This window comes from Vogesella sp. LIG4, assembly GCF_900090205.1.
Taxonomy (GTDB): Bacteria; Pseudomonadota; Gammaproteobacteria; order Burkholderiales; family Chromobacteriaceae; genus Vogesella.
Window position 1 is genome coordinate 3,673,446 of record NZ_LT607802.1, and the last position, 23,419, is coordinate 3,696,864.

The window sequence follows — 23,419 nt, forward strand, 5'->3', positions numbered from 1 at the left end:
CACCGGCTGCCCGCAGGCCGCCGGTGGCCTGCCCTGCCTGCTGCCTCAGTCCGCCTTGCCGGCCATGCTGGCCAACGCCGCCAGCCGGGTATCCAGCCAGGCTGGCAGCTGATTGCGATCCTGCGCCTGCTCCACGCGGCGGATGGCGCCGCGCACCAGCATGGCGCCGCACCAGCGCAGCGGTTCCGGCGGAAACTGCGCCAGCGGCCCGCGCAGCAGCGGGCTGTGCTGCCAGGCATGCTCGCCGCCCAGCAGCTGCGACGACAATATCTGCCCGCCCAGATAGCTCTGCACCACGCCATTGCCGGAATAACCCATGCCGTACAGCACCCGCCGGTAGCCAGGCAGCTGGCCGAAGAACGGAAAACCACTGGCCGAGCGGTCGGAAGCGCCGGTCCAGCCCTGCGCCAGCGGCACCCCGGCCAGTGCCGGGAAGAACCGCGCCAGCGCCTGCTGCAGTTGGCCGCGGCAGGCGCCGGGGCCATCGAAATAACCATCCGCGCGGTTGCCGAAGGCAATGTGGTTGCCGCCCTTGCCCAGCATCAGCCGGCCATCCGGCGTGCTGCGCCAGTAGTGCACGAAGGTGCGCAGATCGCACACCGCCTGGCCGCGCTGCAGCCCCAGCCGCTGGATCAGCTCCGGCACCGGCTCGGTGATGATCATGTCGGACGACACCCGCAGCACGCTGCGGCCCAGCTGCGGGCTGTGCACCGGGGTGTCCACATTCAGCGCCAGCACCGCCTGGCTGGCCAGCACGCGGCCGCCGGCGCTGCTCACCACCACCGTGTCGTGCTCCGCCAGCGCAGTCATGGCGCTGTGCTCGTACACCAGTACCCCCATGGCGCGCGCCACCCGCAGCAGGCCGCGCACCAGCCGCGCCGGCTGCAGGCTGCCGGCCAGCGGGCTGTGATAGCCGGCCCGCAGCAGTGCGCTGCCGCTGGCGGCCCGGGTGTCGGCATCGCTCAGCGCCCGCCAGCGGTTGCGGCCAACCTGTTCCAGCGCCGCCAGCACCTGGTTCAGCGCGCCATGCTGCGCCGCGCTGCTGGCGGCATACACCGCACCGCCCAGGCGGATGTCGGCGTCGATGCCGTGGCGGCGGCAGAAGGCGGCGATGTCATGCACCGCCTGCTCGGAAGCGGCCACCAGCCGCTGCGCCTCGTCGGCGCCGTACAGCCGCGCCAGCGACAGGTACTTGGTGGACCAGGTCAGCATGCAGCCGCCGTTGCGGCCGGAGGCGCCGCTGCCGCAGATGTCCTTTTCCAGCACCACGATGCGCCAGTCCGGCCGCGCCTGGCGGCACAGTATCGCCGTCCACAGCCCGGTAAAGCCGCCGCCGACGATGCACACATCGGCGCGGACTTCGCCCTGCAGCGGCGGCTGCGGCGGCGCGGACTCGGCGGCCAGCGCCTGGGCCAGCCAGAACGGCCGCTGCGTCACGGGCGCTCCCCGGCGGCCAGCCGCGCCTCGATGGCGTCCAGCAGCGCCGGCAGTTCGCCGATGGTGTCCACCACGTAGTGGGCGCCGGCAGCCTGCAGCGCCGCCACCGCCGGCGCGCGCAGTTCCGCCTGCTGCGCCGGGCTCAGCGCCGCCCACTCCGCTGCCGTCAGGCCGACGGCATTGCCGCTGGCGGCCAGGCCCACCGTCCACATGCCGGCACGCAGGCCCTCGGCGATGCCGGGCACGGTGTCGTCCACCTTCACGCAGTGGCGCACGTCGCCCACCGCCAGCGCCAGCACATTGGCCAGCGCCATCCACGGGCCGGGGCGGCCGCCGGCCGGCAGGTCGTCGGTGGCCACGGTGTGGTCCGGCGCGTAGCCGGCTGCGGCGGCCAGCGGCAGCAGGCGATCCATCACCACGCGCGGGTAGCCGGAGCAGCTGCCTATCTTCAGGCCGCGCTCGCGCAGCTGGTTCACGGTGTCGATGGCGCCGGCGATCGGCGCCGAGTATTCGCCGACGCGCGCCACCTGCAGCGGCATGAACTGCGCGTACAGCGCATCGACATCGGCATCCGCCATATCGCGGCCAAAGCGCGCGCGCCAGCGTTCGGCTACCGCCGGCAGCCGGCCCAGCGCCTGGATGTGGTCCCACTTGGCCAGCCCCATCGGCACCCGCGCCTCGGCCATGCTCACCGGCACGCCGATGGCGGCGAACACGTCGAGCAGCACCTGGGTGGGCGCGAAGGAGCCGAAGTCCACCACGGTGCCGGCCCAGTCGAAAATCACGGCTTCCAGTTGTTGATAGCGTTGCATATGCGTTCCTCAGGCGAGCCAGCCGAGCTGGCGCAGGGTGGTGATGATGGCGTGGCAGGCCTGCTCGATCTCGGCGGCGTCGATGGCGCCGATGCAGCCGACACGGAAGGTTTCCTGGCTGGTGAGCTTGCCCGGGTACAGCACGAAGCCCTGCTCGCGCACCGCCTCGTAGAACGCCTTGAACTGGTAGTCGGCATGGGCCGGGGCGTGGAAGGTCAGGATGATCGGCGCCTGCAGCCCGGGCGGCAGGAACAGTTGAAGCCCGGCGGCGCACAGCCGCTGCTGCAGCAGCGCAGCGTTGGCCGCATAGCGCGCCAGCCGGGCCGGCTGGCCGCCCTTGGCCAGGTACTGGTCGAGCGCGGCGCGCAGTGCGGCCAGCACGTGGGTGGGCGGGGTGAAGCGCCACTGGCCGGTGCTCTGCAGGTAGTCGTACTGCGCCAGCAGGTCCAGCGCCAGCGAGTGGCTGTTGCCGCGGCTTTGCAGCAGGCTGTTGCGGTTGGCAATGACAAAACCCATGCCCGGCACGCCTTCCAGGCACTTGTTGCTGCTGGCGATCAGCGCGTCGATGTGCAGCGCGGCCACGTCGATGGGCAGCGCGCCGAAGCTGGACATGGCATCGACGATCAGCTTGCACCCGGCGGCGTGCACCACGGCGGCAATGTCGGCCAGCGGGTTGAGGATGCCGGTGCTGGTTTCGCAGTGGATCAGCCCGACATGGCTGATCGCCGGGTCGTCCTGCAGCAGCATGGCCACGGTCTGCGCCGAAGGCGGCGTGTCGTCGGCGGTTTCATACACCGTGCAGTCGCGGCGCAGGTAGTGCGCAATCTGCGCCATGCGCTTGCCGTAGGCGCCGTTCACCAGCACCAGCAGCTTGCCGTCGGGCGGCACCAGGTTGGCTACCGCGGCTTCCACCGCAAAGGTGCCGGAGCCCTGCAGCGGCACGCAGACGTGGCTGTCGGCGCCGCCGGCAATGTGCAGCAGGTCGCGGCAGACGCTGGCGGTCAGCTGGTTGAAGCGGCTGTCCCAGGAGCCCCAGTCGGTGAGCATGGCGGCCTTGGTGGCCAGCGAGGTGGTCAGCGGGCCGGGGGTGAGCAGGATGGGTTCTCGCATGATGTTTCCAGTTATCTAGATGTCTATGAAGGGTCGAATAAACCGGGCCGCAGCCCGGTTGGTGGAATCAGGAGGTTTCGCGCCAGCGCTGGCTGCGGCGCAGCACCCAGTGCGACAGCAGCGCGAACAGCAGGCAGACGGCGGCCGAGCTGGCCACGATCAGCGTTGCCATCGCCGCGGCGGCGGCGGTGTCGCCGGCGTCGTCCATGTTCAGCACCGCCACCGAGGCCAGCACGCTGTCCGGGGTGTACAGGAAGATCACCGCCGATACCGTGGTGAGCGCCGATACAAAAAAGTAGCGCGCAATCTCCAGCACCGCCGGCAGGCAGGCCGGCAGCGTCACCCGCCACAGCGTGATCCACAGCGGCACCTTGAGCGAAGCGGCCACCGCCTCGAATTCCGGGTCCAGCTGCACCAGCGCGGTACGGGCGGTAAGGTGGGCGGTGGTGTAGAAATGCGCCACCGAGCACAGCACCAGGATGGCCAGCGTGCCGTACAGCCCGTGCAAGGGGTTGGCCGCATGGTTGAAGAAGAAGATGTAGCCCAGCCCCAGCACCATGCCCGGCACCGCCATCGGCAGCATGGCAATGGCGTGCAGCAGCTGGCCGGCGCCGCCGGCCGACTTCAGCCGGCTGCTGCACCATGCGCCCAGGAACACCAGCGGCGTGCCGCACAGCGCGGTCCACAGCGCCAGCCGCAGGCTGTTGCCGAACGCCGGCCAGCCACCGCCATCCACCATGTCGAAATCGAAATGCTGCAGGCTGAAACCCAGCTGGTACGGCCATTGCCGCATGAAGGCGGCAGCCACGGCAGTGCCCAGCAAGGCCAGCAGCGCCAGCGCCACCACGCTGCAGAACAGGGTGGCCAGTGCGCGCAGCCACGGCTGGCGCAGCGGCTGCAGCGGCTGGGCGCGGGCGCTCAGCTGCGCACCCTGGCGGCGTTGCAGGCGGCGATCCACGGCGAAGGACAGCAGCGCCGGCAGCAACAGCAGCAGGCCGATGACCGCGCCGCGCGGAAAGTTCTGCTGGCCGATCACCTGCTTGTAGGCTTCCATCGCCAGTACCGGGTAGCGCCCGCCTATCACCTTGGCCACGCCGAAGTCGGTTACCACCAGGGTGAACACCACCAGTGCCGCCGATACCAGGCCGTAGCGGGTGGCCGGCAGGGTGATGGTCAGGAACTGGCGCAGCCGCCCTGCCCCCATGCTGCGCGCCGCCTCGTACAGCCGGGCGTCGCCCACGGCCAGCGCCGCCAGCAGAATCATCAGCGCGTGCGGAAAGGTGTAGAACGCCTCGCCCAGCACGATGCCGGCAAAGCCGTAGATGCCGCCGGCGGGGAACCAGGCTTTCAGCAGCCCCTGGTTGCCGAACAGGTACACCAGCGAGATGCCGGGCAGTAGCGACGGCGCCAGCAGCGGCAGCAGCGCCAGCAGGCGGAACAGCCCGCGCAGCGGCAGCAGCACCCGCGTCAGCGCCGCGGCGTAGCCATAGGCCAGCGGCAGCACCAGCGCGGTAGTGGCCAGCGCCACCTGCAGGCTGCCGGCCAGCGCGGCGACAAAGCCCGGCTGGCGCAGGGTGTCGCCCAGCGGCGCCAGGCTGGCCGGGCTGCCGTCGGCGCCATGGAAGGCCTGGCCGAGAATGGCCGCCAGCGGCAGCAGCACCGCCACCAGCAGCAGCGCCAGCAACAGCCAGTTCAGGCCGAGGGCCAGGCGTTCGTCGCGGCCGCGCTGCAGGCGGCGCGGCAGACTCAGGCTGATCATGCGCTGGCCTCCTGACGCGGGAACAGGCGCAGCCGCGCCGGGTTCAGCGACACCGGCACCCGCTGCTGCGGGGTAATGTCCAGCTGGGTGAGCTGGGCATGGCCCAGGTCGGCCACCACGTTGGCCGCACCCCAGGCCGGCACATGCAGGCTGATGCGGTACACCGCGCCCAGCAGCTCCAGCTTGCGGATCTCGGCCAGCACCGCGTCGCTGCTGGCCGGCCACTGCGGATGCAGCACGATGTCTTCCGGGCGCACGAACAGCTCGGCACCGCTGCCGGCCGGCAAGCCGTGCGCCTGCGGCAGCGCCAGGTACTGCTCGCCCAGTTGCACGCTGCCGCTGCCGCTAACGCTGACCGGCAGCCAGTTGCCCTGGCCGACAAAGCTGGCCACGAAGCGGCTGGCCGGCTCGCGGTAGACCTCGAACGGGCTGCCGCTCTGCTCGATGCGGCCGGCGTTCATCACCACTACGCGGTCGGCCATGGTCAGCGCTTCTTCCTGATCATGGGTCACCATGATGGTGGTGATGCCAAGCTTCTGCTGCAGGGCGCGGATTTCGCGGCGCAGGTGTTCGCGCACGCGGGCATCCAGCGCCGACAGCGGCTCGTCCAGCAGCAGCAGGCCGGGCGAGGTGGCCAGTGCGCGCGCCAGCGCCACGCGCTGCTGCTGGCCGCCGGACAGCTGCGACGGGTATTTGGCGGCAATGCTGTCCAGGCCGATCAGCGTCAGCAGCTCGGCCACGCGGCGGCGCTTGTCCTCGCGGCGGCCGTTCAGCCCGTAGGCGATGTTGTCGGCCACGCTGAGGTTGGGAAACAGCGCATAGCTCTGGAACACGATGCCGTAGTCACGCGCGGCCGGCGGCAGGCGGGTGATGTCGCGGCCCAGCAGCCGGATGCTGCCGCTGTCCGGCATGTCCAGCCCGGCGATCTGGCGCAGCAGCGTGGTCTTGCCGCAGCCGGACGGGCCGAGCAGGCAGACGAATTCGCCCTTGTCCACGTTCAGGTCCAGGCCGTGCAGCACGGTCTGGCTGCCAAAGCGCTTGCCGATGGCGGACAGTTGCAGATACGGCGCGCCCTGCGGGGAGCCGCCGGCGGGCAGCGGGCGCTGCAGCAGGAGTTGGGGGTCTAGCTTCATGGTCGGGATATCACAACGTTGGCCGCAAGGCGGTGGTAATGCGCCAGGGGCGGCGTGGCCAGCCCCGGCACCTTGGCAATGTCGTCGTAGCGGCGCAGCGCCAGTGCCGCGGCCGCGTGCGGGCGGCTGGTGAAGCGCTCGCATTCGGCGCTGCTCATCGCCCCGCCCTGCAGCGCCAGCGACAGGCGCGAAGCCTCGGACAGGCTGGCCAGGTAATCCGGGCGGGTAGCGCACAGATAGCGTTTGGCTGCCACGTGCAGGGCAATCGGCTGCAGCACGGAGGCGTCGAACAGGCCGCAGAGCAGCTGCACCGCCACCGCTTCATGGTGGTCGTTGATGCCTTGCGCCAGCTCGTCATCGGCCTGGCCGCAGGCGATGTGGCCAATATCGTGCAACAGTGCGGCAGTGATCAGCGCCGCGTCGGCGCCGTCCTGCTCGGCAGCAAAGGCGCTTTGCAGCGCATGCTCCAGCTGGCTGACGGCTTCGCCGCCATACAGCGTGCGGCCGCTGCCCGCCAGCAGGGCGAACAGCGCGTCCAGTGTTTCAATACGGGGGTGGTTCATCCGGGGTGCTTCATGTCGGCGTGATTCGTTTCCGGCCCGGCGTGCGCGGGCCTATTGCCCCGCCACCCGCAAGGGCGGCAGGGCCGGCAACTTACTTCGGTTCGGACTTGGCGTCGTAGCGCTTGATCCACTCGGCCAGGATGCGGTCGCGGTTGCTGGCGGACCAGCGCAGATCCTGCTTCACCAGGCGTTTTTCGTAGTCGGCCGGAATGAAGGGATTAGGCTTGGCTACGCCCGGCATCGCCACGATGGCGAAGTTCTTCTCGTACAGCTCGTTGGCAGAGAGCGAGGCGGACCAGTCGGCCAGCTTGCGCGCGGCGTCCAGGTTGCGGGTGCCCTTCATGATGGCGGTGGCTTCCAGATCCCAGCCCAGGCCTTCTTTCGGGAATACCACGTCGATCGGGGCGCCGGTTTCCTTCAGCTTGGCGGCACGGTATTCAAAGGAGATGCCGATGGGGAATTCGCCGGCAGCGGCCTGCTTGCACGGTTTGGAGCCGGAGTGGGTGTACTGCGCGATGTTCTGGTGCAGCTTGTCCATGTAGGACCAGCCTTCCTTCTCGCCGAACAGGCTCAGCCAGGCGGTAACGTCGAAGTAGCCGGTGCCGCTGGAGGCCGGGTTCGGCATCACGATCTTGCCCTTGTATTCCGGCTTCAGCAGGTCTTTCCAGCTTTCCGGCTTTTTCAGGCCCTGCTTGGCGGCTTCCACGGTGTTGAAGCAGATGGCGGCGCCCCACACGTCCATGCCCACCCAGCTTGGCGGGGTGTTGTGGTCAACGTACTGCTTGGCCAGCTTGCCCACGTTCTTGGGGCTGTAGCCCTGCAGCATGCCTTCCTTCTCCAGCACCAGCAGCGAGGAAGCAGCCACGCCCATCACCACGTCGGCCTGCGGGTTGGCTTTCTCGGCCAGCAGCTTGGCGGTGATGATGCCGGTGGAGTCGCGCACCCAGCGCAGCTTCACATCCGGGCTTTCCTGTTCGAATTTCTGCTGGTAGGCCTTGATCTGGTCGGCTTCCAGCGCGGTGTAGACGGTGAGCGTGGTCTCGGCCAGGCTGCTCAGGCTGGTGGCAGCCAGGGCCAGGGCCAGCAGGGTGCGGGTGGTTTGCATGTGGTGCGCCTTGTGTCGGGTTGGGAGACAGGCGCACTGTACGCGGCCAACGTTACAGGCAATTTACATCTAGATGTCTAGATCACTCAAGTGGCGTTTTTGTCAGCGGCTACAGGCTGTCGTCCGGCGTGACTTCGATCTGCACGCTGTCGCCGCCAAAGCGGGTGATGCCGTATTCGATGGGCGCACCGTCTGCATCGGCGTACACGCTTTCCACGTACAGCACCGGCTGCTGCTTGCCCTGCCCCAGCGCTGCCGCCACCTCCGGCCGCGGCAGGCGGGCACTGATGCGGCTGAGCACGCGCTGGAAACCGGCGATGCCGCACTTCTGGAACGCTTCGCTGGTGCTGCGGCTGGCGCGGTAGACATCGATGAAGCCGTCGAAGCGCGGCAGCGGAAAATACTGCGTGCACACGCTGACCACCTTGCCATCGGCCAGGTCCAGCGACTCCACCCGCAGCACGCGGCTGCCGGTGGCAATGCGCAGCAGGCCGGCTACCTGCTCGCCGGCCGGCTCGAAGTGGCAGGACTGGATATCGACATCGCTGACCAGGTGCTGCGCCGACAGGCTGTGGGAAAAGCGGCTGCTCTTGCCCAGCCGGTAGGCGATCATTTCCTCCTGCACGAAGGTGCCGCGGCCGCGCTCGATGCGCAGCAGGCCCTTGTCCTGCAGGTGCTGGATGGCCTGGCGCACGGTGTGCCGGTTCACGCCGAAGCGCTCTGCCAGGGTCTGTTCGTTGGGCAGGCGGCCACTTAGCTGGTGGGACAGGATTTCCTGGCTCAGGGTGGCGGCAATCTGCACCCACAGCGGGGTGCCGGCGGGGCGGGTAATGCGGTCGGTCATGATGGCTGGGGGAAACGGAATTGCGCAGACGATAGCATTTTTAGCGCCCGCCCGCGCCGTGGCGCCGCCATGCGGCCAACCTTCCCGGCGCGTGTTGACGATTTCTCAGGTGAACACCCACATCACCCGCGTGCGCTGCGCCGACAGGTTGGCGTAGCGGATGCGGTTGTTGGCCGCCACCTGGAAGGCGTCGTTCGGCCCCAGCGTCACCGGCTCTTCGCCGGCGGCGAACCAGATGGTCAGCTCGCCCTCCAGGATGAAACCGCCCTGCTCGTCGCGGTCGTGAATCGGGCGCTCCCCGCTGCTGGCGCCCGGCTCCAGAAAGCTTTCCAGCATGGTGAAGCCGGCCGACATGCTGGGCGATACCAGCACGTCGGTCACCCCGTCGGCAAAGTAGACCGTGCGCCGCTCGCCGGGGCGGGTCACGCAAGTCGGCGCCCGCGTCTGGCCCAGGTGGTAGAAGTAGGCCGCCGGGGTGTCCAGCGCCTCGCCTATCGCGGTGAGGTCCGCCACCGTTGGCCGCGACACGCCGCGCTCGACCTGCGACAGAAAGCCCACCGAGCGGTTGATCCTGGCCGCCAGTTCGCTGAGGGTGACTTTCTTGTGCTTGCGCAGGTCGCGGATCAGCGCGGCCAGGTGCTCGGTTTCTTGCTGTGGATTCATGCCCTGTCACTTCACCTCAAATCACATCGCGCAGCCGGTACCACGCCTTGCCGGCTGCCTCCAGCGGCGCGGCCAGGTAGCGGCCACCCGGAAAAGCCGGATTATGAATCCCCTGGTACAGCGACAACAAATCTTCGTCGCCCAGAATGGCATCCGCCACCGCCCGCGCGCCGGCCAGCGTGGGCAGCACGCCGTGGCCGGAGAAGCCCTGCAGCCAGTAGCGCTGCCCGTGGCGGCCGATGTCCGGGGTACGGCGCATGCTCACGTCGATATGCCCGCCCCAGGCGTAATCCAGCCGCACGCCGCGCAGCTGGGTAAAAGCGCGCTCCAGGTAAGGCCGCGTCGCCGCCGCGATATCGTCGGGGATGCCGCCCAGGTAGGTGCAGCCGCCGCCGAACAGCAGGCGGTTGTCAGGCGTGAGGCGGAAGTAATCGGGCACGAACTGGTTGTCGATGACGCAGCTGTTCTGCGGCAGCAGCGAGCGCGCCAGCGCCGGGTCCAGCGGCTCGGTGGCCACCTGGTAGGTGCCCACCGGCAGGATGCGCCGCGACAGCTCGCCATCCAGCCGGTCGATATAGCTGTTGCAGGCCAGCACCAGCACATCGGCCAGCACTTCGCCGCGCTCGGTGCGCACGCTGTAGCCGGCCGGCGTCTGCGCATAGTTCAGCACGCGGCTTTGTTCGAAGATGCGCCCGCCGGCCTGCTCGATGGCCTGCGCCAGGCCCTGCGCCAGCTTGAGCGGGTTCAGGTGCCCGGCTTCCGGGTCGTACAGCGCCGCCAGGTAGCGCTTGCTGCCTATCCACTGCGCCATGTCGGCGCCTTCGATGACGCGCAGGCGGTCGTAACCCCAGTGGCTGGCGGCCTCTTCCTGCGCCGCATGCAGCAACGCCACGCGCCGTGGCTGCACCGCCGCCCACAGGCTGCCGGGGCGGTAGTCGATGTCGAAACCATGCCGCTGCGGCAGCTCCCGCACCTCCTGCGCCGCCCAGCGCATGCTGTCCCACAGCTGGCGCGCGCCATCGCGGCCCAGGGACTTTTCGATCGGCCCCATATCGGACGACCAGCCCAGCAGCGCCTGGCCGCCGTTGCGCCCGGACGCCGCCCAGGCCACGCGGCTGGCTTCCAGCAGCAGCACCTGCTTGCCGGCCGCGGCCAGGCGCAGCGCGGTATGCAGGCCGCTGAAACCGGCGCCGACAATGACGACATCGGCGCGCTGGCGCCCTTCCAGCACCGGTCGCGGTGCAATGGCCTCCGGGTGGCTGGCGGCGTAGTAGCTTTCGATATGGGTGCGGGATTGGGCGAACATGGCGATCCGTGAAAATTATGAAATAAATTTCATGAAAATTTACACATAAATTTTCACAAAAACAAGCACTGGAAGCGCATCGCCACGCCAGCGTGCCCCGCACGCAACACCTGCCGCGCCGCGTCGATCTGGCATACCATGGGCGGCCTGCAACCCCATCGCGCCCCGCAATGACCGTCAAGCAGCTGTTTACCGCCCTCTGCCTCTCCAGCCTGCTGGCCGCCTGCGTGCAGCTGCCAACCATCGAACAACGCAGCCAGCAGGCCGACACGTTGGCCGCAAGCCACGGCTGGGTAGCACAGGCACTGCCGGCCGGCGACTTTACGCTGCAGGCCTATCTGCCACCCAGCCCGGCAGCCGCCGACACGCTGACCATCTACATAGAAGGCGACGGCCTGGCCTGGCTCTCCAGCGACACGCCGTCGTTCGACCCAACCCCGCTGCGCCCGCTGGCCTTGCAACTGGCGCTGCAGGATCCGCAGCCGGCGGCCTACCTGGCCCGCCCCTGCCAATACCTGCTGGCGGCCAACCCGCAATGCAGACAGCAGTACTGGACCAGCCACCGCTTTGCCGCGGAAGTGATAGCCGCCGCCAGCCTGGCGCTGGACAGCCTCAAACAGCGCTTCCAGGCGCGGCAGCTGGTGCTGGTGGGGTATTCCGGCGGTGGCGCGGTGGCAGCGCTGCTAGCGGCAAAGCGCCGCGATGTGAGCGGGCTGATTACCGTTGCGGCCAACCTGGATCACCGCGCCTGGACCGAGCACAACGCGCTGACGCCGCTGGCCGGCTCGCTGAATGCGGCGGATGACTGGCAGGACTTGCTGCCGGTGCGGCAGCTGCATTTTGTCGGTGGCCAGGATGCCCAGGTGGGCATGGCCGCGCTGGCGCCGTTCCTGCAGCGCTTCCCGCCGGCGCAGCAGCCTCCGCTAAGCCTGCAGGCGGATTACGACCACCACTGCTGCTGGGTGGAGCACTGGCCGGCGCTGCTGCAATACGCACGCGGCCACTGGCAGGCGCCGGACGGTGTGCGCCAGGGTGCCTCGAAAAGCCCCGGTTTGTGAGCAACGCAGCATCGCGACGAAAGCGGGGCTTTTCGAGGTACCCGTTAATCGTAATCGGCGGCCTTGAGCCGCAACATGCTTTGCCGCCGCCAGCTGGCCATCAGCTGCGTCAGCGCACCGTTCTGCTGCAGCTGCTGCATGCCCTTTTCAAACAGCCGCAACGCCCGCTCGCCCTGCGGGTTGCGCCGCGAAAAGCCGACATAGCCGGGCATGCTGCCAAAATCGCAGACCTGTTTGAGTTGCCCGGCGCGAATGCCGGCCAGCTTGAACAGCAGGCTTTCGGTCTTGATGTGGTCCAGCGCCAGCACCATGGCATCCACCCGTTGCCGGGTGAGCATCCGCAGCCCTACCGCCTCGGAATTCACTTCAAAGACCTGGGTACGCGGATCGGCGCGCACATCCTCGATGGCGCTGGTGTACTCGTAGTCATGCACCAGCGCCAGGCGCAGGCCGGCCGACCAGTAGATATCGCTGCAATTGACCGGCTCCGCCCGCAGCCGGGTATACAGCAGGAAGTGCGGCTCGATCACCGGCCGCAGCGGAAAGCTGATAGTGCTTTCGGTCGTCGCCGTCTTGCTCATGGAGAAACAGCCGGCGAGCCGGCCTATCGTCACCAGCTGCTTGCAGCGCGCATACGGCATGGTTTTCAGCTCGATCTTGGCGCCCTGGCTGACAAAGGCCAGCTTCACCACATCGTTCACGTAACCGCTGCCGTTGCTGTAGGACCAGGGGGCGGCATCGTCCTCGGCGCCGATGACGATGGGCACGCCCGCCACCTCATCGGCACCGTGGGCAGCGGGTACGGACAGCCCGCTCAACAGGGCTGCTACTGCCAGCGCTTTGCGCATGAGAACCCCGCTGCTTGGTGAGAGAACTGCCGCCATTTTCAAGGCAGGACCGATTGCGCTTTAAATACTAGATTAACAAACCGGCGCGCCCAACCCGCATTGCATGCCAGCCAGCCGGCAGCGATTGCAGTGTCAGCCAACATTCCCTGCGCTGGCGTGCTATCTGCCCACCCTGCCGCTTCCTACGATGGTTGCAGCCAGAAGGCTTACAACCATAAGGGAGAGACATCGTGGCAAACATCATCAATGACGGCGGGGCGCACAGCGACCCGGACTTCACCCGCGGGCCGGTGCCGGCCGAAGCCCGCATGGGGCGACTGGGCCTGAGCATGGCCTGGTGGTCGGTCTGCAGCGCCATGTTCTGGCTGGTGGTATCGGCGACGCTGGCGCTGAACTACGGCACGGTGAACACGCTGATCGGCCTGGCGCTGTCGGCCATCTGCTACAGCATGATCAACGCGGTGATCAGCCGTTATGCCATCAGGAGCGGGCTGTCGGTGGCGCTGTTCTCGCGCACGCTGTTCGGCCAGTCCGGCTCGGCGCTGGCCACGCTGATCTTCTTTGCCACCGCCATGTACTACGCGGTGTTCGAAGGCTCGGTGATCGCGGTGGCGATCCAGAACTACTTCCCCTCGCTCAGCATCGAGCACGCCTACCTGCTGGTGGTGGTGTACAGCGTGCCGCTGGTGTTCGGCTCGGTGCAGCGCTGGCTGGACAAGCTAAACGGCGTGCTGCTGCCCTTCTACCTGCTGGGCTTGGCCGCAGCGGTGATCCTCACCATCAGCCAGTACGGCTACAGCCATGCCTGGCTGCAGCTGGCACCGGCCGGCGGCGCCCCGGCAGGCGGCTGGTGGAGCTGCTTCAGCTACTTCATGGGGGTGTGGATCCTGATGATGTACACCTGGGACTACGCCCGCTTCGGCAAGCCGGAAGACAGCGACTTCCACGCCCGGCTGAACTTCGGCCTGCCGTTCTACCTGTTCACCTTCCTGATCAACGGCACCGCCGGCATTTTCCTGGCCGGCAGCATTCCCACCAGCGGCGGCGTGAGCGAGGTGTCGGTGGTGCTGGCGCTGCTCAAGCTGATGGGCTTTGCCGGCCTGGCCTTCGTGTGGGTGAGCCAGACGCGCATCAACACCGCCAACTTCTACCTGGCCACGGTGAACATGCAGAGCTTCTTCGACCGCGCCTTCGGCCTGCGCCTGCCCAAGGTGGCCTGGGGCGTGGTGGTGGGCGGCATCGTCTACCTGCTGATGCTGGGCAATGTGTTCAGCGTGATCCTGCAGGCGCTGGCCTACCAGGGCATTTTCGTGGTGGCCTGGGTAGGCATTGCGCTGGCGCACATCCAGCTGGGGCTGGGCGCCAGCGTGGATGACAGCGTGCCGGCCATCCGCCGCGCCGGCATCAGCAGCTGGTTCGTGGCCAGCGGTGTCGGCATTGCGCTGATGGAAGTCGGCGGTGCGCTGGCCGGTTTCTCCGCACCGGCTACCTTCGTGGTGTCATTGCTGCTGTACCGCTACCTGCAGCGTGGTGCCCCTGCCGGTGAAACAGCGTTCAACCGGGCACCGTGACGTTGGCTCACTCCTCGTTCGCCCCGCCTTGCGCGGGGCATTTTTTTTGTCCGCCCGCCGCCTGCACCCACAGACCAAGCATCCTGCACTGTGGTGCAAGAGCCGCGCGCGGCAAGGGCATAAGGTACAGACACAGGCCGGTGATTACATCGGTACCAGCCCCTTGCGGCCAACCTTGCAGGCCGCCGGACAAACGGAGACGCACCATGACGCAAGCCCCTCACCACGCCGGCCGGGTCGACCCGATCACCCTGGCCGTGATACGCGGCGCGCTGGAAACCACGCAGCGGGAAATGACGCTGACGCTGGAAAAAACCGGCCGCTCCAGCGTGTTCAACCTGGCGCACGACTACAGCAATGCACTGTTCGACCACCTGCCGGAGATGATCCTGCAGGGCCAGGACATCCCCATTCACCTGGGTTCGCTGATTCCGGCGATGAAAGCCGTGGCCGGCTACTTTGGCGACGACATCCACGAAGGCGATGTGATCTACCACAACGACCCGGCCTACCAGGGCAGCCACATCCTGGACTGCTGCATGTACAAGCCGGTGTTCTACCAGGGCGAGTTGGTGTTCTGGACGGTGTGCAAGGGCCACCTCACCGACATCGGCGGCCCGGTGCCGGCCGGCTACAACCCGGCCGCCAGGGAAATCTACGCCGAGGGCCTGCGCATTCCGCCGGTGAAGCTGTGGGACCAGGGCCGCCGCCGCGACGACGTGGTGAACCTGCTGCTGTCGAACATGCGCGCCCGCCGCGACCAGGAAGGCGACCTGAACGCGCAGTTCGGCGCCTGCCGCGTGGGCGAGCGCAACCTGATTGCGCTGCTGGACAAATACGGCGTGGACACCGTGCGCGCCGCCATTGCCGAACTCAAAGACATGGCCGACCGCCACATGCGCTCGCTGATCCGCTCGATTCCCGACGGCTGCTACCACGGCGAGGCGGTGCTGGAAGACGCCGGCCACGGCCTGGGCGCACTCACCATCCGCGCCAGCGCCACGGTGAAGGACGACACCGTGCACATCAGCGTGCAAAGCCCGCCGCAGGTGCCCTACTTCATCAACTCCTACGCCGGCAATTCCATGTCCGGCATCTATCTGGGGCTGATGATGTTTGCCCAGGTGCCGCCGCCGTACAACGAGGGCCTGTACCGCTGCGTGAGCGTCGATCTGGGGCCGGCCGGCACGCTGTGCAATGCGGTGGAACCGGCTCCGCACGTGAACTGCACCACCACGCCGATGGAAACGCTTACCGACGCGGTGCGCATGGCATTCGAGGCCGCCGCGCCGGAGCGCGTCACCGCCTCCTGGGGCCACGCCAGCGGCATCAACATCGCCGGCGTCAACCCGGCCACCGGCGAGCAATACGTGACCATGGTGCTGGCCTCCATCATCTCCGGCGCCGGCGCCACCCGCTACATGGACGGCTGGCATGCCTGCGGCCCGCTGTGCTGCTTCGGCGCGCTCAGCTCCGGCGACATCGAGCTCCTGGAGTATGCCTACCCCATCATCATCCACCGCTACGGCCTGCAGGAGGACAGCGGCGGCGCCGGGCGCTACCGCGGCGGCAGCGGCACGGTGTGGGAGGTGGAACCCATCGGCCACGAGATGACCATCATCGCCTTCGGCGAAGGCCGCCAGATCGGCACCATGGGCGCCGCCGGCGCGGTGGACGCGCTGCCGCAGCGCAAGCTGGGCCGGCTGGAAATCGACAAGCCGGGCGAGCACATCGTGCACCGCCACAACGTGATCACCACCATCCAGCCGGGCGAGCGCGCCCGCAACGTCAACCCCGGCGGCGGCGGCTACGGCCTGCCGTGGCAGCGCCCGGCCGAGGAAGTGCTGCGCGACGTGCGTAACGGCCTGGTGTCCATCGACGCCGCCGCCGCCGAATACGGCGTGATTTTCGACAGCTGCGGACAACATGTGGATGCCGCCGCCACCGCCGCTGCCCGCCAGCGCATGAACCAACAGGGAGTACAGGCATGAAACAGCGATTCCGACTGGGCGTAGACGCCGGCGGCACCTTTACCGACTTTGTACTGGCGGAAAAAGACGGCCCGCTGCGCCTGTTCAAAAGCCCGTCCACCCCGGACGACGGCACCCGCGCCATTGCCGCCGGCCTGCAGCAGATGGCCGAGGCGCTGGATATGCCTGCCAGCCAGATCGTGCAGAACTGCGACCTGTGCATCAACGGCACCACCGTGGCGCTGAACGCGCTGATCGAACTCAAGGGCGTAAAAGTGGGCCTGCTGTGCAGCGCCGGCCACGAGGACAGCATCGAAATCCGCCTGGGGCACAAGGAGGAAGGCTACCGCTACGACGCCAGCTACCCGCCGGCACCGCAGCTGGTGCCGCGCCAACTGCGCCGCGCGGTGCGTGGCCGCCTGCTGGCCGACGGCAGCGAATACGCGCCGCTGAACGAGGACGACATCCTGGCCGCCATCGAGGTATTCCGCGCCGAACAGGTGCAGAGCGTGGCGATCAGCTTCGTGTGGTCGGTGCGCAACCCGGCGCACGAACAGCGTGCCCGCCAGCTGGTGGAACAGCACCTGCCCGGCGTGTTCGTATGCTGTGGCAGCGAAGTCTACCCGCAGGTGCGCGAGTACACCCGCACCTCCACCACGGTGGTGAACGCCTACCTCAGCCCGGTGATGGGTCGCTACGTGCAGCGCATCGACCAGTTCTTTGCCGAGCACGGCGCCCGCGCCCCGGTGCGCTACTACCAGAGCAACGGCGGCCTGGCGCTGGGTACGGTGATGCGCGAGCGCGCGGTGAACGCCATCAACTCCGGCCCGGCCTCGGCGCCGCAGGCCGGGCTGTACATCGCCCGCCCCTTCGGCATCGACAACGTGATCACCGTGGACATGGGCGGCACATCGTTCGACATTACCCTGGCCAGGGGCGGCCAGACACAGCTGAACCGCAATTTCGACTTCCTGCGCCACCGCATCGGCGTGCCGATGATCCACGTGGAAACCCTGGGCGCCGGCGGCGGCTCCATCGCCCACATCAACCCCTTCGGCATGCTGGAAGTGGGCCCGCACAGCGCCGGCGCCACCCCAGGCCCGGCCTGCTACGGCAAGGGCGGCGAGCAGGCCACCGTTACCGACGGCAACCTGGCGCTGGGCTATCTGCGCCCCGGCGCGGTACTGGGCGGCAGCATCCGCCTCGACCAGCACAAGGCGCGGCAGGCGATTGCGGCCAACGTTGCCACGCCGCTGGATATCAGCGTGGAAAAGGCCGCCTTCGGCATCAACACCCTGGTGAACATGAATATGGCCAACGGCATCCGCCGCATCTCCATCGAACAGGGCTACGACCCGCGCGACTTCGCGCTGATCTGCGCCGGCGGCGCCACCGGCATGCACATCACCGCGCTGGCCGAGGAGCTGGGCGTGGAAACCGTGCTGGTGCCCAAGTCGGCCTCCTGCCTGTGCGCCTTCGGCCAGGTGATCTCCGACGTGAAATACAACTTCCTGGCCAGCGCGCCGATGCGCCTGCACCGCGAAGCGGACCTGGCCGAGCTGAACCGGCTGTTCGCCGACATGGAGCAGCGCGGCCGCCAGCTGTTGCTGGACGACGGCTTTGACGCCGCCGACATCCGCGTGCACCGCAGCGTGGAGATGCGCTACATGGGGCAGATCCACGAATGCACGGTGGACATCGCCGCCGGCGAACTTGGCGCCGCCAGCGTGGACGCCATCCTCGCCGCCTTCCATGCCCGCCACGAGGCACTGTTCACCTACAGCGAGCCGCACAACCCTGTGGAGCTGGTGAACCTGGAATGCACCCTCACCGGCCTGGTGGACAAGCCGGCGCTGCCCGATCTGGCGCACGACGCCGACAGCATCCGCGAGGCGCACGACGGCTTCCGCCCGATGTTGTTCGACGACAGCGGCCGCTGGGTGGAAACCCCGGTGTACCGCGGCGACAAGCTGCTGGCCGGCAGCCGCATCGTCGGCCCCGCCGCCATCGAGGAGCCCACCACCACTGTGGTGATTCGCCCCGGCTGGCAGGCGGAACTGCACGCCTCCGGCAGCTATCGCCTGACACGCTGGCAGGAATAGCCGATGATAAGTTGAGCAGCAAGACCGCAGCCGGCCCCGTGCCGGCTGCCGCGTTGCAGAACCCGTTGCAAAGACGGCGGGCGGAGCGATCCACAACGCGCACCAAGAGGAGAGACACATGAAACAGCACTACAGCACGGCCGGCGCCGGGCCCGTCGAGCGCATGCGCAGCTGGCAGGATGTGATCCGCAGCACCTACTTCGACCTGCAGCTGGATTTTCGCGATGCGGCCAACTTTGAAGCCTGCCTCACCCGCTGGAGCCTGGGCGAGCTGTCGCTGTCTCGACTCAGCTCCAGCCCGCTGCGCTACCGCCGCACCAGCGGCGAAAGCGCCGACAGCCGCGACGAGCAGTTTTTGGTGTCGCTGCCGCGCCAGAGCGACATCCGCTTCAGCCAGATGGGGCGCGACGCGCTGTGCCCGCCCGGCCACTTCCTGCTGGAGCGCAGCCTGGACCCGTACGAGTTCAGCCACAGCCGCGACAACAATCTGTGGGTGCTGAAGATACCCGGCGCGCTGCTGCGCCACCGCCTGCGTCACCCGGAGCGCTTCTGCGCGCTGACCTTCGACGGCGGCAGCGGCATCGGCGCGCTGTTCAGCAGCTACGTCAACGCGGTGGGCAGCCAGCTGGAACAGGGCCAGGAAGTGCTGCACCCGCTGATCGGCCAGCAGCTGCTGGAGCTGTTCGTGGCCTGCACCGAAAACAGCCCGGCGGTGCTGGATTCGCAGGGCTCTGGCGTGCGCGCCGCCCACCTGCAGCGCATCGAACAGCATGTGCGCCGCAACCTGGCCGACACCGCGCTGAGCCCGGAGCAGATCGCCCAGGCCTGCCGCATCTCCACCCGCTACCTGCACGACCTGTTCCGCGACACCGGCCAGACTTTCAGCCAGTGGCTGCGCGAACAGCGGCTGGAAGGCGCACGCCAGGCGCTGGTGCGCCAACCGCGACTGAGCCTGGCGCAAATCGCCTACCAGTGGGGATTTACCGACCAGTCGCACTTCTGCCGGGTTTTCAAGCAGCGTTACGGCCATACCCCCAGCGAGGAACGCGGGCAGCAATTGCGACTGCAGCATTGAATCATTTTAAAAATCAGTCACTTGGCGGATGCACTTTGAAAATTGCAGAAAAATCGTAAAAAGATTGCAAAGAAACGCTTGACGACAATTATCTCGCACGTTAAAGTGCGCACCTCTTCGCGATGCAGCGATGCAAAACGAAGAACCTGTGGGGGTATAGCTCAGCTGGGAGAGCGCTTGCATGGCATGCAAGAGGTCATCGGTTCGATCCCGTTTACCTCCACCACAGTCCCCATCGTCTAGAGGCCTAGGACACCGCCCTTTCACGGCGATAACCGGGGTTCGACTCCCCGTGGGGACGCCAATCTGGGGGTATAGCTCAGCTGGGAGAGCGCTTGCATGGCATGCAAGAGGTCATCGGTTCGATCCCGTTTACCTCCACCAGATTAAAGAAAAAACCGACCCTTGTGGTCGGTTTTTTCCATTTCTGCCGCCGAAAATATTGCAGGGCCGCGCCCCTACCCATCCACAGCTTGCGGCCCGGCGCAGCGAAGCCCAACGTTCACCGCGTCAAGCACCACATGGCGGGCAAAGGTTACAGGCCGTGCCCACCATCCAGGCATCAGCGATGGGCAGGCTACGCTTTGCCCACCCTACACCAAGCCATCTACAACAATTCAAGCCAGCAGCTGCTGCTCACTGGTTGCCAGGCTGTCCGCCAGCTGTCGCCAGTTGCCCGGCTCCGCACTGTGCTGCAAGGCGCGCAGCAGGAAGTGACAGCTGACGAACAGCGGCCGCAACCTGAGCTGCGCCTGTTGCAGCTGCTGCGGCAGGTTCTGCGCCAGCCGCGGCCACAGGTTCACCAGCCGCGCCAGCACTTCCGCCACCTGCTCCAGCTCGGCAAACAGGCCGTGCGCCGGTTTGCCGCCAGCCAGCAGCACCCGCTCCTTCAGATCATCGATACGTTCCTGCAGCAGGCCAAGCAGCTGCGCCAGCGCGGCCGCCAGTTGCTCCGGCGTGGCCGCCTGCTGGCCCTGGCCGCCATCCGGGTCCAGCTGCAGCGCATGCTGCGCCAGAAGGGTGGCATGGAATTCGGCAGTTGCCTCGGCAGCGGCGGCAGGCGCCGCCGGCTGTCGCGGCAAGGGCGGATGGGGCAGCTTCGGGTTGATGGACTCGGACCCGCCCACCGGGTTGACGGGGTTCATGCCTTGCTCCTGTACGCAGGCCGGCACAGCAAACAGCTCAGAAGCCGAACAGATGCCCCAGCTTGGCCTGCTTGGTATTCAGGTAATGATCGTTGTACTCGTTGCGGCCAACCTGCAGCGGCACGCGCTCCAGCACATTGATGCCGGCCTGCTGCAGCGTGGCCACCTTGCGCGGGTTGTTTGTCATGATGCGCACCGCCGGCACGTTCAGCAGCGCCAGCATTTCGCGCGCAATGCGGAAGTCGCGCATATCGGCCGGAAAGCCCAGCTGCTCGTTGGCTTCCACCGTATCGGCGCCGCCATCCTGCAGTTTGTAGGCGCGAATCTTGTTCAGCAGACCGATACCGCGCCCTTCCTGGCGCAGGTACAGCAATACGCCACGCCCTTCGCGGGCAATCGCCTCCAGCGCCGCCTCCAGCTGGAAGCCGCAGTCGCAGCGCAGCGAAAACAGCGCATCGCCGGTAAGGCATTCGGAATGGATGCGCGCCAGCGGCGCATCGCCCTGCAGCTCGCCCAGGGTCAGCGCCACATGCTCGCGACCACCCTCTTCCTCAAAGCCATGCATGTCGAACACGCCGAACGGGGTCGGCAACCGGCAGCTGGCAACCAGCGCAACGCGCGGTGCCTTTTCGGTTTGACTCAAAATCTACTCCGCTTATCCATATCAATGACAGCTACTGCATGGTAGCCAGCGCTGCCGCACCTACAAAGCGCAAAGATTTGCAGGTTTTATCAGAAATTTTCAACAGGGTTGGCCGCAAGCTCGGCAAAGGGTTGCACCAGCGCCAATGCCAGCGCGGCCAGTACCGTCTGCTTGTATTCATCAAAAAATCCGGCCCTGGCGTCTTCGGCATCCAGAATGCCCAGCACGCGGCCATCCGCCGCCAGCACCGGCAGGCATACTTCGCTCTGCACCCTGGGGTCGCACTCATAGTAGGCGCCACCGGCCTGCTGCCAGGCGCCCACGTCGGCGATCACCGCACCCTTGCCGCTCAAGCCTACGCGGCTATTGTTACTGAACTGCGCAAACGCCTCGTCGAGCGGAAACTCCGCCCGGCTCGGCAGGCCGCGATAAGCCAGCTTCACCAGCCGAGCCGCGCCATCGCGCTCGAAACGGCAATACACGCCCAGCCAGTCGGCCGGCACCAGCCGCAGCGCGGCCTGCACCAGCGCATCCAGCTGCCGCAGCCTGGCGCTGGCATCGGCCGTGCGGCCACCCAGCCAGGGCGACAACTCGTACGGCGCCTCTTCCAGCTCGTCCACCAGCGAACAGCTGCCACCCTCGCCCAGCTTGGGCACCCGGTAGCTGAACAGCTCGTCCTCGCTGCGCGCCGCCGGCGGCTGTGCCAGCGAGGCTTCCAGTACGGCAACGGCCTGTTGCAGACTGGCAGCGGAAAGGTCCAGCTGAGCTTGTTGCAGGTAGCTTGCGGCACGAGACATAGGGGGTGACTCCGGCAAAGTAATTTAGTCGGGTATTATCGCCCGTTTTGCCTGCCGGACTCCAGCCATATGCCCGCATACGGCGGAAAAACAAGGGAAGCGCCGCTGGCCAGGCCGGCCGCGGCAGATAGTGCCAAAAGCGCTCCGGCGCCAGAAGGCGCCGGATAGAGAGGAAAAGGCAGCCCGCGCAGGCGGTGCGCCGTCAGGCAGCGACCCGCTGCAGCCAGTCGCGATGCTCCACGTCACGCCCCACCAGGCGGTTGCGGCCATTCTGCTTGGCCTGGTACATGCGCATGTCGGCCAGCTTGAGCAGTTGCCGCCAGTCATAGCTGCCATCCTCGAACCATTCGGCAATGCCGATGCTGGCGGTGATCGGCTCGCCATCCGGCCGCATGCCAAGGCCGCTGCGGCGCAGCCGTGCCAGCGCCTGCATCGCCTGGGCGGTAGTGGTATTGGGGAACAGCAGCAGAAACTCCTCGCCCCCCCAGCGCACCAGCACATCGCCCTTGCGCAGCTCGCCCCCCACCCGCTCGGCCAGACCTTTCAGCGCCTGGTCGCCAACGTGGTGACCGAACTTGTCGTTGATGGCCTTGAAATGATCGATATCGATGAAGGCCACGCACAGCGGGCTCTGGCAGCGCAGCGCCAGCGTGGCCTGCAGGTCCAGCACCTCTTCACCGCTGCGGCGCGAGAAGGCGCCGGTAAGCGGATCGCGCACCGCCTGCTGCACCAGCGCGATCATGAACGCCAGCTGGCTGATGCAGGCCAGCGCCGCCACGCCGGCAATCAGCACCTGCAGCCAGAAGCTGCCCCAGAACGACGGCCAGTCCACCGTCATCCACTCCAGCATGCCGCCCAGCAGGTGCGCCGACAGTGCCGGCAAGGCAAAGCCCATGCACTCGCTCAGCGACAGCGGAAAGATCGCCAGCCCCGCCAGCAGCACGAAGGGCAGGAAGGCGTAGCCGGTACCGATGGCAGCCGAGACCCCTTCCAGGTGATAGTTCAGCAGCAGCAGGTGCGATACCACGTAGAACAGCGACGGAATGGCGAACAGGCATGCCATGCCACCCCAGGCCTGCACCAGCGTCGCACTGGCGCGGTAGTGGCGGTAGAGCAGGAAGAAGGCCGCCGACGCCAGCAGGCGCAGCAATGCCAGCTTCAGGCTCAGCCCCCAGGGCAAGGTGGCCAGATCGACCACGATCCACAGCGGGGTGAGGATGCCGAACAGGCAGGCCACCAGCCGCACGCGATTGACGATGATGCGCGCACGGCGGCCACTCATCAGCGGCATGTGCCCCTGCGGTGTCAGCAACCAGCCCGCCTCGCTGTCATTGATCTCGCCAGGCAACAGCCCTACCAACTTGTGCCACAACTGGCTGGACAAACTGCTCATCGGCCATTCCTCATTAAGTGGCCGAAATTATCGACACTGTTGCCCGCCCAAGGGTTTGCCTCAGATCAACATCACCGCAATACAG

At 67.3% G+C, this 23,419-nt stretch carries 20 protein-coding genes and 3 tRNA genes; 8 read left to right on the forward strand and 15 right to left on the reverse strand.

From position 1 onward, the window contains the following. Window positions 1-45: 45 nt before the first annotated feature. The 10 genes from PSELUDRAFT_RS17060 to PSELUDRAFT_RS17105 all read right to left on the reverse strand — a co-directional run bounded on the left by PSELUDRAFT_RS17060 (window position 46) and on the right by PSELUDRAFT_RS17105 (window position 10,732). The gene (locus PSELUDRAFT_RS17060; protein ID WP_088967971.1) at window positions 46-1,437 is read right to left on the reverse strand and encodes an FAD-dependent oxidoreductase; all 1,392 of its coding nucleotides are present in this window, start codon (window positions 1,435-1,437) and stop codon (window positions 46-48) included. Then, window positions 1,434-2,249 carry a phosphonoacetaldehyde hydrolase gene (gene phnX, locus PSELUDRAFT_RS17065; RefSeq protein ID WP_088967972.1) on the reverse strand — a complete coding sequence of 272 codons (816 nt, stop codon included), beginning with the start codon at window positions 2,247-2,249 and terminating at the stop codon, window positions 1,434-1,436. The genes PSELUDRAFT_RS17060 and phnX overlap by 4 nt, the downstream gene beginning before the upstream one ends. A gap of 9 nt (window positions 2,250-2,258) precedes the next feature. Next, on the reverse strand, window positions 2,259-3,359 hold the full coding sequence (locus PSELUDRAFT_RS17070; protein ID WP_088967973.1) for a 2-aminoethylphosphonate--pyruvate transaminase: 1,101 nt from the start codon (window positions 3,357-3,359) through the stop codon (window positions 2,259-2,261). Window positions 3,360-3,426: 67 nt separating this feature from the next. After that, window positions 3,427-5,118, reverse strand: a complete 1,692-nt coding sequence (locus PSELUDRAFT_RS17075; protein WP_088967974.1) for a putative 2-aminoethylphosphonate ABC transporter permease subunit — start codon at window positions 5,116-5,118, stop codon at window positions 3,427-3,429. Then, window positions 5,115-6,251, reverse strand: coding sequence for a putative 2-aminoethylphosphonate ABC transporter ATP-binding protein (locus PSELUDRAFT_RS17080; RefSeq protein WP_088967975.1), 1,137 nt, complete (start codon window positions 6,249-6,251; stop codon window positions 5,115-5,117). The genes PSELUDRAFT_RS17075 and PSELUDRAFT_RS17080 overlap by 4 nt, the downstream gene beginning before the upstream one ends. Further along, window positions 6,248-6,814 (reverse strand): phosphonate degradation HD-domain oxygenase, encoded by a 567-nt coding sequence (locus tag PSELUDRAFT_RS17085; RefSeq protein WP_088967976.1) that lies wholly within the window; start codon window positions 6,812-6,814, stop codon window positions 6,248-6,250. The genes PSELUDRAFT_RS17080 and PSELUDRAFT_RS17085 overlap by 4 nt, the downstream gene beginning before the upstream one ends. Before the next feature lie 91 nt (window positions 6,815-6,905). Continuing rightward, entirely contained in the window at window positions 6,906-7,919 is a 1,014-nt protein-coding gene (locus tag PSELUDRAFT_RS17090) for a putative 2-aminoethylphosphonate ABC transporter substrate-binding protein (RefSeq protein WP_088967977.1), read from the reverse strand. A 109-nt stretch (window positions 7,920-8,028) separates the two neighbouring features. Beyond that, on the reverse strand, window positions 8,029-8,763 hold the full coding sequence (gene phnF / locus PSELUDRAFT_RS17095; protein ID WP_088967978.1) for a phosphonate metabolism transcriptional regulator PhnF: 735 nt from the start codon (window positions 8,761-8,763) through the stop codon (window positions 8,029-8,031). Between the two features lie 105 nt (window positions 8,764-8,868). Further along, window positions 8,869-9,426: a helix-turn-helix domain-containing protein gene (locus tag PSELUDRAFT_RS17100; protein ID WP_088967979.1), complete on the reverse strand. Its 558-nt coding sequence runs from the start codon at window positions 9,424-9,426 to the stop codon at window positions 8,869-8,871. A 16-nt stretch (window positions 9,427-9,442) separates the two neighbouring features. Then, a complete protein-coding gene (locus tag PSELUDRAFT_RS17105) occupies window positions 9,443-10,732 on the reverse strand; it encodes an FAD-binding oxidoreductase (protein WP_088967980.1) in 1,290 nt (429 codons plus the stop codon). A 170-nt stretch (window positions 10,733-10,902) separates the two neighbouring features. Between PSELUDRAFT_RS17105 and PSELUDRAFT_RS17110 the strand changes: the two genes are divergently transcribed. Then, a complete protein-coding gene (locus tag PSELUDRAFT_RS17110) occupies window positions 10,903-11,790 on the forward strand; it encodes an alpha/beta hydrolase (protein WP_179947558.1) in 888 nt (295 codons plus the stop codon). Window positions 11,791-11,834: 44 nt separating this feature from the next. On the opposite strand, the gene PSELUDRAFT_RS17115 is transcribed toward PSELUDRAFT_RS17110, so the two are convergent. Beyond that, complete coding sequence (locus tag PSELUDRAFT_RS17115) at window positions 11,835-12,638, reverse strand: ABC transporter substrate-binding protein (protein WP_088967981.1); 804 nt, start codon at window positions 12,636-12,638, stop codon at window positions 11,835-11,837. A 230-nt stretch (window positions 12,639-12,868) separates the two neighbouring features. Here PSELUDRAFT_RS17115 and PSELUDRAFT_RS17120 point away from each other — a divergent pair, with 230 nt between their 5' ends. The 7 genes from PSELUDRAFT_RS17120 to PSELUDRAFT_RS17150 all read left to right on the forward strand — a co-directional run bounded on the left by PSELUDRAFT_RS17120 (window position 12,869) and on the right by PSELUDRAFT_RS17150 (window position 19,740). After that, window positions 12,869-14,209 carry a cytosine permease gene (locus PSELUDRAFT_RS17120; protein ID WP_179947559.1) on the forward strand — a complete coding sequence of 447 codons (1,341 nt, stop codon included), beginning with the start codon at window positions 12,869-12,871 and terminating at the stop codon, window positions 14,207-14,209. 206 nt (window positions 14,210-14,415) lie between these two features. Then, entirely contained in the window at window positions 14,416-16,200 is a 1,785-nt protein-coding gene (locus tag PSELUDRAFT_RS17125; RefSeq protein WP_088967982.1) for a hydantoinase B/oxoprolinase family protein, read from the forward strand. After that, entirely contained in the window at window positions 16,197-18,281 is a 2,085-nt protein-coding gene (locus tag PSELUDRAFT_RS17130; protein ID WP_088967983.1) for a hydantoinase/oxoprolinase family protein, read from the forward strand. The genes PSELUDRAFT_RS17125 and PSELUDRAFT_RS17130 overlap by 4 nt, the downstream gene beginning before the upstream one ends. Before the next feature lie 118 nt (window positions 18,282-18,399). Then, window positions 18,400-19,356, forward strand: coding sequence for an AraC family transcriptional regulator (locus PSELUDRAFT_RS17135; protein WP_088967984.1), 957 nt, complete (start codon window positions 18,400-18,402; stop codon window positions 19,354-19,356). A gap of 150 nt (window positions 19,357-19,506) precedes the next feature. After that, window positions 19,507-19,582: transfer RNA gene (locus tag PSELUDRAFT_RS17140), tRNA-Ala, on the forward strand. A gap of 2 nt (window positions 19,583-19,584) precedes the next feature. Further along, a tRNA-Glu gene (locus PSELUDRAFT_RS17145) sits at window positions 19,585-19,660 on the forward strand. Between the two features lie 4 nt (window positions 19,661-19,664). Beyond that, window positions 19,665-19,740, forward strand: a tRNA-Ala gene (locus PSELUDRAFT_RS17150). 233 nt (window positions 19,741-19,973) lie between these two features. Here PSELUDRAFT_RS17150 and PSELUDRAFT_RS17155 read toward each other — a convergent pair. From PSELUDRAFT_RS17155 to PSELUDRAFT_RS17170, 4 genes are all read right to left on the reverse strand, one after another. Further along, on the reverse strand, window positions 19,974-20,501 hold the full coding sequence (locus PSELUDRAFT_RS17155; RefSeq protein ID WP_088967985.1) for a hypothetical protein: 528 nt from the start codon (window positions 20,499-20,501) through the stop codon (window positions 19,974-19,976). 37 nt (window positions 20,502-20,538) lie between these two features. Continuing rightward, the gene (gene ribA, locus PSELUDRAFT_RS17160) at window positions 20,539-21,144 is read right to left on the reverse strand and encodes a GTP cyclohydrolase II (protein WP_088967986.1); all 606 of its coding nucleotides are present in this window, start codon (window positions 21,142-21,144) and stop codon (window positions 20,539-20,541) included. Window positions 21,145-21,233: 89 nt separating this feature from the next. After that, window positions 21,234-21,941: a GAF domain-containing protein gene (locus PSELUDRAFT_RS17165; RefSeq protein ID WP_088967987.1), complete on the reverse strand. Its 708-nt coding sequence runs from the start codon at window positions 21,939-21,941 to the stop codon at window positions 21,234-21,236. A 202-nt stretch (window positions 21,942-22,143) separates the two neighbouring features. Beyond that, a complete protein-coding gene (locus tag PSELUDRAFT_RS17170; RefSeq protein ID WP_088967988.1) occupies window positions 22,144-23,334 on the reverse strand; it encodes a diguanylate cyclase in 1,191 nt (396 codons plus the stop codon). Between the last annotated feature and the right edge of the window lie 85 nt (window positions 23,335-23,419).